Raw genomic sequence first — 12,767 nt, forward strand, 5'->3', positions numbered from 1 at the left:
ATGCTCGGCCTCGGCATCCTCTCCGGCCTGCTGATCGTCCCGCTCTGCGGCGCGGCCTTCATCCTGACGCTGAACGGCGACGAGGAATCGGTCGCGCGCAACAGCCGCTGGGCCGCCCTCGCGACGACAATCGTCACCTTCCTGCTCTCCCTGGTGGCCTGGAACCGCTACGACGCCGCCTCGTCGAGCTTCCAGCTGGTGGAGAGCCACGCGTGGCTCACCGAGACGATCCGGTTCAAGCTCGGCGTCGACGGCTTCTCGATGCCGCTGATCCTGCTGACCACCTTCCTGATGCCGTTCTGCATCGGCGCGTCGTGGCACTCGATCCACTTCCGGGTGAAGGAGTACTTCGTCGCCTTCCTCGTCCTCGAGACGACGATGATTGGCGTGTTCGCCTCGCTCGACCTGCTGCTGTTCTACCTGTTCTTCGAAGCCGGCCTGATCCCGATGTTCCTGATCATCGGCATCTGGGGCGGCGCGCGCCGGATCTACGCGAGCTTCAAGTTCTTCCTCTACACCCTGCTCGGCTCGGTGCTGATGCTGCTGGCCGTGATGGCGATGTACTGGCAGGCCGGCACCACCGACATCCCGACCCTGCTGCAGTACCGCTTCCCGGTGCAGATGCAGACATGGCTGTGGCTCGCCTTCTTCGCCTCCTTCGCGGTGAAGATGCCGATGTGGCCGGTCCATACCTGGCTGCCCGACGCCCACGTGGAGGCGCCCACGGCCGGCTCGGTGATCCTGGCCGGCATCCTCCTGAAGATGGGCGGCTACGGCTTCATCCGGATCTCCCTCCCGATGCTGCCGGTGGCGAGCCACGACTTCGCGCCCTTCGTCTTCGCCCTGTCGGTGATCGCGATCATCTTCACGTCGCTCACCGCGATGATGCAGACCGACATCAAGAAGCTGATCGCCTACTCGTCGGTGGCCCATATGGGCTTCGTGACGCTCGGCCTGTTCACCCTGAACGAGCAGGGCATCCAGGGCGCGCTGTTCCTGATGATCTCGCACGGCATCGTGTCGGGGGCGCTCTTCCTCTGCGTCGGTGTGGTCTACGACCGGATGCACACCCGTGAGATCGCCGCCTATGGCGGCCTCGTGAAGCGGATGCCGCTCTACGCGGTGGCCATGCTGATCTTCACCATGGCCAATGTCGGCCTGCCCGGCACCTCCGGCTTCGTGGGCGAGTTCCTGGCGATGCTCGGCGCCTTCAAGGCGAACCCGAATGTGGCCTTCTTCTCGACCTTCGGCATCATCCTGTCGGCGGCCTATGCCCTGTGGCTCTACGCCCGGGTGGTCTATGGCAAGCTGGAGAAGCCCAACCTCCAGGGCATCCTGGATCTGGATACCCGCGAAAAGATCATCCTGGCGCCGCTGGTGGTGCTGACGATCTACTATGGGGTGCACCCGGCTCCCGTGCTCGACGTGTTCGCGCCCTCCACGGATGCGCTGATGGCGAGCATGAAGGCCGCCCTCTCGAACACCCAGACGGCCGCCGCGGCGCTGCCGATCCCGCGCTGAGGCGGACACCATGACCACCGTCCACTCCGTCCTGCCCTCCCTGGCGCCGCTCCTGCCCGAGTTGATCCTCGGCGTCGGCGTCATGGTCCTGATCCTCTACGGCGCCTGGCGCGGCGAACGCTCCGCCGAGACCGTGAGCATCGGCGCCCTGGTCCTGCTCCTCGTCGCCCTGTCGGTGGTGATCTCCCAGCCGGCCCAAGGTCGGGTGACCACCCTGTCGGGCGCGTTCGTGTCGGATGCCTTCTCCAAGGTGATGAAGTCCCTGGTGCTACTCGGCTCCTCGGCGACGATCCTGCTGGCGCACGACTTCTTCAAGCGCGAGCGCATCGACCGGTTCGAGTTCCCCGTGCTGATCGTGCTCTGCACCATCGGCATGATGGTGATGGTCTCGGCCAACGACCTGATCGCGCTGTATCTCGGCCTCGAGCTTCAGTCGCTCGCCGCCTACGTTATCGCCGCCTTCCACCGGGACGACGTCAAGTCCACCGAGGCCGGCCTCAAGTACTTCGTGCTCGGCGCGCTCTCCTCCGGCATGCTGCTCTACGGCGCCTCGCTGGTCTACGGCTTCACCGGCACCGTCTCGTTCCCCGGCATCGTCTCGGCGCTCACCGAGAATGCCGGCTTCGGCATCGTGCTGGGTATCGTGTTCCTGGCGGCCGGCGTGTGCTTCAAGCTGGCGGCCGTGCCGTTCCACATGTGGACGCCCGACGTCTACGAGGGCTCGCCGACCCCGGTGACGGCCTTCTTCGCCTCGGCGCCCAAGATGGCCGCCGTGGCGATGACCGTGCGGGTGTTCATCGGCGCCATGCCGGACGTGACGGCGATCTGGCAGCAGATCTTCATCTTCGTCTCGATCGCGTCGATGGCGCTCGGCTCCTTCGCGGCCATCGGCCAGACGTCGATCAAGCGCCTGATGGCCTACTCGTCGATCGCCAATATCGGCTACGCGCTGATCGGGCTCGCCTCCGGCTCGGAGGAGGGGATCAGCGGGCTCGTCATCTACATGATCATCTACCTCGCGATGACCCTCGGCACCTTCGCGATCATCCTGTCGCTCCGGCGCCGGGAGGTGATGTTCGAGAAGATCGACGACCTGTCGGGTCTGTCGCGGACGCATCCGTGGCTGGCCTTCTGCCTCGCCGCGATGATGTTCTCGCTGGCCGGCATCCCGCCGCTGGCCGGGTTCTTCGCGAAGTTCTACGTCTTCGCCGCCGCGATCAAGGCGGGCCTGGTCACTCTGGCGGTGATCGGCGTCGTCACCAGCGTCGTCGGCGCCTACTACTACCTGCGGCTGGTCAAGATCATGTATTTCGACGAGCCCCGGGAGCCCTACGAGACGATGGCGCCGGGCCTGCGCGTGGTGCTCGCCCTCTCGAGCGTCGTGGTGGTGCTGTTCTTCCTCCTGCCCGGGCCGCTGGTCGGCGCCGCAGGCCGGGCCGCCCGGTCTCTGTTCTAGGACAGCCTTGCCCTACCGACTGGGGTCCGCGGCGCGCGCCGAGGGCCATCGCCTGCATGTCCACGAGACCCTCGGCTCCACCAACACGGAGGCGATGGCTCAGGCGCGCGCGGGCGAGACCGGCCCCCTCTGGGTGGTGACCCACCGTCAGGAGGCGGGCCGCGGCCGGCGCGGCAACAGCTGGGCCTCGCTGCCGGGCAACCTCGCGGCGAGCGTGCTGTGGCCCATCGCCGGGGTAGCGCCAGACCACCTCGCCGAACTCGGCTTCGTGGCCGGCCTCGCGCTGATCGAGGCGCTGGAGGCGACCTGCGGCACCCTGCCGGATACCGGATCCGGCAGCGCCGCCCGATCTCTGCAGCTCAAGTGGCCGAACGACGTCCTGCTCGGCGGCGCCAAGCTCGCCGGCCTGCTTCTGGAGGCCGAGACGCTGCCGGGCGGCCGGCGCGCCGCGGTGATCGGCTTCGGCGTCAACGTCGCGGCGGCCCCGGACGGGCTCGCCGCAATGAGCTTGGCGGCGGCGGGTTACGCCGGGGGCGCCGAGGCGCTACTGGAACATCTCTCGGACCGGATGGCCGCGCAGGCGCGCGCCTGGGACCGGGGACGGAATTTCGCTGACCTGCGCGCGGCTTGGCTCGCGCGGGCCGCGGGTCTCGGAACCGAGATCGCGGTGCGCAGCGGCGGGCACATCCTGCGGGGCGTGTTCGAGACGATCGACGAGGGGGGGCGGCTCGTGATCCTCGCCCCCGATGGGAATCGGCATACCGTGACGGCGGGCGAGGTGCATTTCGGAACGGCCGCGACGGCGGCCTGAGTTTGGACGACGACAGATGGCAATGGGACAGGAGGAGCTGGTCTTCCTGCCGCTCGGCGGCGTGGGCGAGATCGGAATGAATGCGGCGCTCTACGGGTTCGGCCCGGAGAAGGGCCGGAAATGGATCATGGTCGATTGCGGCATGGGCTTCGCCGGCGAGGAGCAGATGCCGGGAGTGGACCTGATGTTCCCCGACCTCTCCTTCATCGAGGAGCGGCGCAAGGACCTGCTGGGGATCTTCATCACCCACGCGCACGAGGACCATATCGGGGCGATCTCGGAGCTGTGGCCCCGGCTCAAGGTCCCGGTCTACGCGACCCGTTTCGCCAAGAACCTGCTGGAGACCCGGCGCCTCTCCGAGCCCGGCGCCCCGAAGGTCGAGCTGCGTGAGGTCAAGCCCGGCCGGCGTGTGACCGTCGGACCGTTCGAGCTCGAGTATGTGCCGGTCTCGCACTCGATCCCGGAATCGAACGCCATCGCGATCCGCACCGCCGCGGGCCTCGTGCTCCACACCGGCGACTGGAAGATCGACCCGACCCCGGTGGCCGGCTCGGTCACCTCGCCGGAGGCGTTCACGGCGCTCGGCGACGAGGGTATCCTCGCCATCGTCTGCGACTCGACCAACGTCGTGCGCGAGGGCTTCTCGCCCAGCGAGAAGACCGTGGCCGAGACCCTCAAGACGCTGATCGCGGACGCCCCCCACCGGGTCGCGGTGACCACCTTCGCGTCGAACGTCGCCCGCATCCGCGCGGTCGCCGAAGCCGCCGTCGCCTGCGGCCGCGAGGTCATCGCAGTCGGCCGCGCCATGGACCGGGTGATCGATGTGGCCCGCGAATGTGGCTACCTCGACGGCCTGCCGGAATTCCGCCGCGCCGATTCCTGGAAGAGCCTGCCGCGGGAGCGGGTCGTGGCCCTGCTCACCGGATCGCAGGGCGAGCCGCGGGCGGCGTTGGCCCGGGTCTCCCGCCGGGACCATCCGGATATCAGCCTCACCGCCGGTGATCAGGTGATCTTCTCCTCGCGCGCCATTCCCGGCAACGAGCGCGATGTCGGATCGATCATCAACGACCTGATCGAGCAGGGCGTCGAGGTGATCACCGACCGCACCGACCTCGTCCACGTCTCCGGCCACCCGCGCCGGGACGAGATGGTCGAGATGTACAAGTGGACCCGTCCCGGCACGGCGATCCCGGTCCACGGCGAGGCCCTGCACCTCGACGAGCATGCCCGCTTCGCCAGGGCGCAGGGCGTGCAGAACGTGGTCAAGGCCCGCAACGGCAGCCTGATCCGCCTGAGCCCCGGCACGCCGGCGGTGGTCGACCACGTGAAGGCCGGCCGGCTGTTCAAGGACGGCGACGTCCTGATCGACGAGAAGGACCGGGCGATCCCGGAACGGCGCAAGCTCATGCAGGCCGGCCTGGTCTCGGTGGCGATCGCCATCGACGAGGACGGCGTGGTTCTCGGCGAGCCGGCGGTGGACATCATCGGCCTGCCGAACCGCGGCCGGTCCGGCGAGCCGTTGATCGAAACGGTCGTGGATGCGGTCTCCCGCACCCTGTCGGGGATGTCGCGGGGCAAGCTGAAGGACTCGGAGAGCGTCGAGAAGACGGTCGACCGGGCGGTGCGCACCGCGGTCAACGAGGTCTGGGGCAAGAAGCCCGCCTGCCACGTGCAGGTGGTCGAAGTTTAAGTTACGACAACAGACGAACGGACCACGGCAGGTCCGGTCCAGACCCTCATCCTGAGACCCCTGCACAGGGGGTCTCAGGGGCGCCCTCCAGCGGGACGCGCGATCCTTGGCGCGATCCTCGGGGCCTTTCTCTGGGCGTTCCTTGGCGGGCGCCTTCGCGGCGGCCCGCGCAGGCCCCGAGGATGAGGGTGCGCCTGGAAGCAGCGGCCTGCCGATCGGCACGCGAACGGGGAGGAAGCAACATGATCGGCCGTCTCAATCACGTGGCCATCGCCGTACAGGATCTCGACGCCGCCTGCGCGGTCTATCGCGACACGCTCGGCGCCACGATCACCCCGCCGCTCCCGCAGCCGGAGCACGGTGTCACGGTCGTGTTCGTCGAGTTGCCGAACAGCAAGATCGAGCTGATGTCCCCCCTCGGGGAGGGCTCGCCGATCGAAGCCTTCGTGGCCCGCAACCCGGGCGGCGGCATCCACCACGTCTGCTACGAGGTCGACGACATCCTGGCCGCCCGCGACAAGCTCAAGGCCCAGGGCGCCCGGGTCCTCGGCACCGGCGAGCCGCGGATCGGAGCCCACGGCAAGCCGGTCCTGTTCCTTCACCCCAAGGACTTCCTGGGAACCCTGGTCGAGCTGGAGCAGGTGTGAGCCGGATGATGCACAGCCTGGCCCGCTCGACGCCGGTAACCCTGGCGGTGATCACCGTGCTGATCGCCGCCTTCGTGGCCGCGGCGGTGAGCCTGTTCAAGCTGACGGTGGGCGGCGCGATCGCCCTTTACTTCGTGGTCTGGTGGACGCTGCTCTTCGCGGTCCTGCCCCTGCGCAACCAGCCCGAGACGCGGCCCAGCCACGTGGTCCCGGGCCAGGATCCCGGCGCTCCGGCGGCGCCGCGGCTGCGCGAGAAGGCCATCTGGACGACGCTGGTCGCAGGGGCCGCTTTCCTGATCGCCCTGGCGGTGTTCCCCCTGGCCGGGCTGTAGGACGGCTCAGGGCCGGGGTTTCTCCGAGCTCGCCGTAAGACAGGCCCATGCCCGGGCTCACGTCTCCGGGCGATGCGTGCGGGACGTCATCGGAGAGATAGGCCCGCCGCACGCAGCGGTCTGACGGCGACCATTTGTCTCCCGGGGTCGAAGGGTCGGGACACGCCCGGCTCTCGGTGCTGAACGGATCGCCTCCGGCGGCCTTCAGCGCTGTCCCTCGACAAGCGCCCGGTGGACGGGGCAACGCAGCCCGCCGCCAAGAATAAAAAAAGCAAGGCCCGAGGCCTTGCTTTCAAGCTTCAATGGCTCGACCTTTGAATATCCCACGCATTGGCTGCGGAGCGGTCGCTTTTCCTCCCGAGACTCGGACCTTGCGCCACCTCTTCCGGGCGTCGCAAACATCGCCGGACGCTTATAGGAACAACAATTCGTGTTGTCACCGGGTCTGCGAGAAAAATCTGCGCTTTCTTGCCGGCAAATGGGCATACCGCTTTCCGCCTAGGCAGCGGCCCAACCGCGGCCGGGCCGCCGCCTCCGGTTCGCCTCGATTACGCCCCGCCGTGGTCGCGCAGTGCTTGTAATTTGCGTCTCCGGCGTGTTGTGTGCCGGCGCGCCGCGGCTCCTCCCGGCCGATCCTCTTCCAAGACTCTGACGACATGCGTCTCTCCCGCTATTTCATGCCGACCTTGCGCGAGACGCCCAAGGAAGCCGAGATCGTCTCGCATCGGCTGATGCTGCGCGCCGGCCTGGTGCGTCAGGAGTCGGCCGGCATCTACGCGTGGCTGCCGCTCGGCCTGCGGGTGCTGGAGCGGGTCTGCGCGGTGATCCGGCGGGAGCAGGACCGTTCCGGCGCCATCGAGATCCTGATGCCGACGGTGCAATCCGCCGAGCTGTGGCGGGAATCCGGCCGCTACGACGCCTACGGCAAGGAGATGCTGCGCCTGAAGGACCGGCACGAGCGCGAGATGCTCTACGGCCCCACCGCCGAGGAGATGGTCACCGAGATCTTCCGGGCGAGCGTGCGCTCGTACAAGGACCTGCCCAAGAACCTCTACCAGATCTCGTGGAAGTTCCGCGACGAGGTGCGGCCGCGCTTCGGCACGATGCGCTCCCGCGAGTTCCTGATGAAGGACGCCTACTCGTTCGATTTCGACCAGGCCGGCGCCCGCCACGCATACAACCGGATGTTCGTCGCCTACCTGCGCACCTTCGCCGGGCTCGGCCTCAAGGCGATCCCGATGCGCGCCGATACCGGCCCCATCGGCGGCGACCTGTCCCACGAATTCATCATCCTGGCCAAGACCGGCGAGAGCGAGGTCTTCTGCGACAAGGCCTATCTCGACTTCGACATTCCGCCGGAGACCGTGGATTTCGACGACGTCGCCGCCCTCCAGGGCATCGTCGATGCCTGGACCTCGCACTACGCGGCCACCGAGGAGATGCACGAGCCGGAGGCCTTTGCGGAGGTTGCGGAGGACAGCCGCCTCGCGGCACGCGGCATCGAGGTCGGGCACATCTTCTATTTCGGCACCAAGTATTCCGAGCCGATGGGCGCCAAGGTCGCCGGGCCGGACGGGATCGAGCGGCCGGTCCATATGGGCTCCTACGGCATCGGTCCGAGCCGGCTGGTGGCGGCGATCATCGAGGCGAGCCACGACGAGGCCGGCATCATCTGGCCGGATTCGGTCGCGCCGTTCGACGTGGCCCTGATCAATCTGAAGGTCGGCGATGCCGGCACCGATGCCGCCTGCGCGCAGATCCAGTCGGATCTCGAGACCGCCGGCCTGTCGGTGCTCTACGACGACCGCGACGAGCGCCCCGGCGCCAAGTTTGCCACCGCGGACCTGATCGGCCTGCCCTGGCAGGTGATCGTCGGGCCGAAGGGCTTGGCGGAGGGCAAGGTCGAGCTGAAGCGGCGTGCCGGGGGCGAGCGCGAGAGCCTCGCCATCGTCGATCTGCTGGCACGCATCCGGCGCGTCTGAGGCGTGCCGATGGCGGCATCAGCGGCGCTGGACCGGGTCAGGACCTTCGCGGCGTCGTTCCGTGCGGGCACCACTGCCCCGTTCGCGCCGTTCGAGTGGATCCTCGCCGGCCGCTACCTGCGCGCCCGCCGACGGGGCGGCGGCGTCTCGGTGGTGGCGTTCTTCTCGGTGCTGGGCATCGCGCTGGGTGTCGCCACGCTGATCATCGTCCTGTCGGTGATGAACGGCTTCCGGGCGGAGCTGCTCTCGAAGATCGTGGGCATCAACGGTCACCTGTTCGCCACCCCGATCGACCGGCCGTTCAACGATTGGACCGACCTGTCGGAGCGCCTGTCGAAGGTCGCGGGCGTGCGCGCCGCGGTGCCGCTGGTGGAGGGCCAGGCCTTCGCGTCGTCGCAATATGGCGGCTCCGGCGTGATCATCCGCGGCGTGCGGGCCGCCGACCTCGACGCCCTGGCGGCGGTATCCTCGGCGATCCGCGGGGGCACCCTGGAGGGCTTCGACGACGGCACGGGCGTGCTGATCGGCCGGCGGCTCGCCGACACCCTCGGCCTGCAGGCCGGAGATACGATCACGCTGGTGACGCCCAAGGGCTCGTCGACCCCCTTCGGAACGGCGCCGCGGACCAAGAGCTACACCGTCAAGGCGGTGTTCGAGGTCGGCATGACCGAGTTCGACCAGACCTTCGTGTTCATGCCCCTGGCCGAGGCGCAGGCGTTCTTCAACAGGGACGGCGACGTCAGCATGATCGAGATCTATGTCGACGATCCCGATCATGTCGGCGACATGCGCGAGCCCCTGGAGATGGCGGCCGAGCGCCCGATCCTGCTCACCGACTGGCGCCAGCGCAACCGGACCTTCTTCGGGGCCCTGGAGGTGGAGCGGAACGTGATGTTCCTGATCCTCAGCCTGATCGTCGTGGTGGCGACGCTCAACATCGTCTCCGGCCTGATCCTGCTGGTGCGCGACAAGTCGAGCGACATCGCGATCCTGCGGACCATGGGGGCGACGCCCGGCACGATCATGCGGGTGTTCCTCATCAACGGCGCCCTGATCGGCGTCGTCGGAACGCTGAGCGGGCTGGCGCTGGGCGTCCTGATCACCCTGAACATCAAGCCGATCCAGCACGTGCTGTTTCCCGGCGCCTGGGATCCGACCGTGCGATTTCTCGCCGAGATCCCGGCCCAGATGAATCCGAAGGAGATCACCGCCGTGGTGATCACGTCCCTGCTGCTGTCGCTCGCGGCGACGCTGTATCCCTCCTGGCGCGCCGCCCGGCTCGATCCGGTGCAGGCCCTCCGCTACGGCTGACGGGCCGCATCCGATGAGCGAGTCGAGCCAGACAACCGGCGACCAGCCGGTCCCGGCCCTGTTCTTTTCCCGCGTCGAGCGGCGCTATCCCCAGGCCGAAGGTGCCCTGGAGATCCTGCGCGGGGCTGACCTCGCGATCTGGCCGGGGGAACTGGTGGCGCTGGTGGCGCCGTCGGGCGCCGGCAAATCGACCCTGCTGCATCTGGCCGGCCTTCTGGAGCGGCCGGATGGGGGCGAGATCTTTATCGGCGGCCATCCCACCGCGGCGATGGCCGATGCCGAGCGCACCCGTCTGCGGCGCGAGGAGATGGGCTTCGTGTACCAGTTCCATCATCTCCTGCCGGAATTCTCCGCCCTGGAGAACGTGGTGATGCCGCAGCTCATCCGCGGTCTGAAGGGTCCGGAGGCGAAGGCCCGCGCCACGGAACTCCTGAGCTTCCTGGGCCTCAAGGAACGGCTCCCGCACCGCCCGGCCGAGCTGTCGGGCGGCGAGCAGCAGCGCGTCGCCATCGCGCGGGCGGTGGCCAACGGCCCGCGCCTCCTGCTGGCCGACGAGCCCACCGGCAATCTCGACCCCGGGACGGCAGGCCACGTCTTCTCGGTCCTGATGGCGCTGGTCCGCGCCTCGGGCCTCGCCGCTCTGGTCGCAACCCACAACCTCGAGCTGGCCGCCCGGATGGACCGGCGGGTGACCATCCGCGACGGGCTGATCACGCAGCTCGACTGAGTCCGGCGACGCGTCCGCACGGACCGTCCCGTGTGTCCGCGGATCGGCGCGCGCGGCGCCGCGCGCATCGACGCGGACGGGCTCGGCTCAAGATCGCTTCCGGTCAAGGCGGCGGCGGACTTCGTGCGCCCGGACGTCACCCCCAACGCGCCATGCGGGCGGTCCTTCAACCCCGCGGTTCGCCCCGCCCGCGCCGTCGGCGAAGTCCATGCCTGGCTTCACGCGTCCATAAATGCACACGATTTTTAATCCGTCCCGTCGCGTGCGGCGAGTCACGTCACGGAAGACACCGGCTCCCTATCTTATCATCACGCTAGATAAAACAGAGCCGAACAACCGGCCTGTACTGCGTGATCTCTGGAGCCCTGCCATGAAGACCCGTATCGCCGCCGCCGTCACTGCTCTTGTTCTTGGTGCCGCTCCGATCTCGTCCGCTCTGGCGGAGAACGGCGCGCGCTGGACCGGCTTCGCTCCCTACGAGGTTGAGACGACCGGCTCCCTCGGCCTCGGTGTCCATGACAATCCCAACTACGTGGGCTGCCCGATGAGCTCGGCCGCCGAAGGCAACGCCGATCAGCAGACCCGGCCGGTGAAGCAGTACGGCCAGACCGCCGGCGGTTACCGCTGCTGATCCGACGCGAGGACAGATGAAGCTGAAGGCTCTCTCCTACGTCATGATCGGTGCCTTCGTGAGCGGCCTGCTCATGACGCTCGTCGGCTCGGCCACGACTCTGCTCGGCCAGTAACCGGACGGCGCCGCCCCCCCCGGGGCGGCGCCGCTCGCGTTCGGGCCGCCCCGCGCGACCGGTGCGGTCAGGGAGCGACGGAGGGGCCGGAACCGGCCTCGGTCGGCATCAGCCTCTCGACGTAGTCGCAGGCGTCGATGATGGCGTCGGAGCTCCCCGCCATCCGTGCCCGGGCCGCCGCGCAGGCCCGCGCCACGGCGGGATCGGCGAGCAGCCGGCCCAGCACCCGCGCCGCCCGTGCGGGACGGAAGGCGCGGCGGCTCAAGGTGGCGCCGAGATCGCGGTCCTTCAGCCGCCGCCCCTCGTCGAAATGGTCGAAAGCCACGGGCACCACGAGCTGCGGGATCCCCGCGGCCAAAGCCTGCGCCACCGTGCCGACGCCCCCGTGATGGACCAGGGCCGCGCTGCGCGGCAACAGGGCGCTCAGGGGCGCGTAGGGCAGGTGGATGATCCCGGCCGGAAGCGGCTTCGGGATCTGGCCGCCCTGGGGAGCGAGCAGGACGCCGCGCCGGTTCATCCGCCGGCACAGCCGCACCGCGGTGGCAAAGAAGCCGGCCCCCTGGCGCATGGCCGAGCCGTAGGTGAACACGATCGGCGGGTCGCCCGCCGCGAGGAACGCCTCCAGCTCCGGCGGCATGGCCGCCACGTCGCCGAACCGGTCGACCAGCGGGAAGCCGAGCTGCACCGCCTGACCCGGCCAGTCGGCCTGCGGCTCCGCGTACCAGTCGGGGAACATGAGGAGCATGCCGGTCGGGCTGTTCCACCAGTGACGCAGCCGGTAGACCGGATCGAGGCCGAGGCGGGCCCGCAGGGCGTTGAGCGGCGGCAGCGTGAACGGGCCGACCGCCACCTTGTCGACGCCGAGATTCACGTAGGCCCGCAGGGAGGCCGGCAGGACGCGCGGCAGCGGCAGGCCCGGCAGACGCGGCGGATCGTACCGGCTCTCGATCAGGAACGGCATGACGTGCAGCGTCGCGGTCGGGAGATCGTACAGATCCTGCGCGAGCCGGGCGCCCCAACCCAGCGGCGAGGCGACCACCCGCAGGTCGATCCCCCGGGCGCGGGTCGCACCGAGCCACAGGCAGGCCGGCTCGGCCACCTGCAGGGCGTAATCGAACATCGGGCGGAAGCCCTGCTGCGGGTGCCACAGATCCGGCTGGCGGATCACCGCCTCGTAATCCGCGACCGTACCCAGGGGCTGGAAGGCGAGTCCGGCCCGGCGGGCCATCGCCTCGAAGGGCGCCGGGGCCGCCAGCGAGACGCCGTGACCGCGCTTCAGGAGTTCGTGACCCAGCGCGATGAACGGCAGCACGTCACCGTGCGTGCCGACGGCCACGAGGGCGACGTCGAACCGTTCGACCGTCCGGTGCGCGGGAATGGCTTACTCCTTCGAACCCCCCAAGCGGTGACGAGCTCGTCTCGAAGGCGGGGCATGCCAGCCCGCCCGATCCGCATCAAGACACTTTTTACTGTACCGATAAGCGGGCGCCGGTTTGTGGCCCGAACGCCCTTCCATTGGAACAAAACATGAACATACTAGGACC

At 68.9% G+C, this 12,767-nt stretch carries 11 protein-coding genes; 10 read left to right on the plus strand and 1 reads right to left on the minus strand.

Annotated features, from left to right (window positions below):
- The 10 genes from PQI07_RS21355 to PQI07_RS21400 all read left to right on the plus strand — a co-directional run bounded on the left by PQI07_RS21355 (position 1) and on the right by PQI07_RS21400 (position 11,108).
- The gene (locus PQI07_RS21355; RefSeq protein ID WP_043354224.1) at positions 1–1,521 is read left to right on the plus strand and encodes an NADH-quinone oxidoreductase subunit M; all 1,521 of its coding nucleotides are present in this window, start codon (positions 1–3) and stop codon (positions 1,519–1,521) included.
- A 10-nt stretch (positions 1,522–1,531) separates the two neighbouring features.
- Positions 1,532–2,977: an NADH-quinone oxidoreductase subunit NuoN gene (gene nuoN / locus PQI07_RS21360; protein ID WP_043354226.1), complete on the plus strand. Its 1,446-nt coding sequence runs from the start codon at positions 1,532–1,534 to the stop codon at positions 2,975–2,977.
- A gap of 7 nt (positions 2,978–2,984) precedes the next feature.
- Positions 2,985–3,788, plus strand: coding sequence for a biotin--[acetyl-CoA-carboxylase] ligase (locus PQI07_RS21365; RefSeq protein ID WP_043354228.1), 804 nt, complete (start codon positions 2,985–2,987; stop codon positions 3,786–3,788).
- 16 nt (positions 3,789–3,804) lie between these two features.
- On the plus strand, positions 3,805–5,478 hold the full coding sequence (locus PQI07_RS21370; RefSeq protein WP_043354241.1) for a ribonuclease J: 1,674 nt from the start codon (positions 3,805–3,807) through the stop codon (positions 5,476–5,478).
- Between the two features lie 242 nt (positions 5,479–5,720).
- The gene (mce, locus tag PQI07_RS21375) at positions 5,721–6,125 is read left to right on the plus strand and encodes a methylmalonyl-CoA epimerase (RefSeq protein WP_043381911.1); all 405 of its coding nucleotides are present in this window, start codon (positions 5,721–5,723) and stop codon (positions 6,123–6,125) included.
- A 5-nt stretch (positions 6,126–6,130) separates the two neighbouring features.
- Positions 6,131–6,457 (plus strand): DUF1467 family protein, encoded by a 327-nt coding sequence (locus tag PQI07_RS21380; RefSeq protein WP_053608499.1) that lies wholly within the window; start codon positions 6,131–6,133, stop codon positions 6,455–6,457.
- A 656-nt stretch (positions 6,458–7,113) separates the two neighbouring features.
- Positions 7,114–8,439, plus strand: coding sequence for a proline--tRNA ligase (proS, locus tag PQI07_RS21385; RefSeq protein WP_043381915.1), 1,326 nt, complete (start codon positions 7,114–7,116; stop codon positions 8,437–8,439).
- 9 nt (positions 8,440–8,448) lie between these two features.
- A complete protein-coding gene (locus PQI07_RS21390) occupies positions 8,449–9,750 on the plus strand; it encodes a lipoprotein-releasing ABC transporter permease subunit (RefSeq protein WP_043381918.1) in 1,302 nt (433 codons plus the stop codon).
- 13 nt (positions 9,751–9,763) lie between these two features.
- Positions 9,764–10,477, plus strand: coding sequence for an ABC transporter ATP-binding protein (locus tag PQI07_RS21395; RefSeq protein WP_043354253.1), 714 nt, complete (start codon positions 9,764–9,766; stop codon positions 10,475–10,477).
- A 370-nt stretch (positions 10,478–10,847) separates the two neighbouring features.
- Positions 10,848–11,108, plus strand: a complete 261-nt coding sequence (locus PQI07_RS21400) for a hypothetical protein (RefSeq protein WP_043354255.1) — start codon at positions 10,848–10,850, stop codon at positions 11,106–11,108.
- 182 nt (positions 11,109–11,290) lie between these two features.
- Here PQI07_RS21400 and PQI07_RS21405 read toward each other — a convergent pair whose 3' ends face one another.
- Positions 11,291–12,559: a glycosyltransferase gene (locus PQI07_RS21405; RefSeq protein WP_043354256.1), complete on the minus strand. Its 1,269-nt coding sequence runs from the start codon at positions 12,557–12,559 to the stop codon at positions 11,291–11,293.
- Positions 12,560–12,767: the final 208 nt, after the last annotated feature.

The organism is Methylobacterium sp. 092160098-2 (assembly GCF_028920805.1).
In the GTDB taxonomy this organism is placed as follows: domain Bacteria; phylum Pseudomonadota; class Alphaproteobacteria; order Rhizobiales; family Beijerinckiaceae; genus Methylobacterium; species Methylobacterium fujisawaense.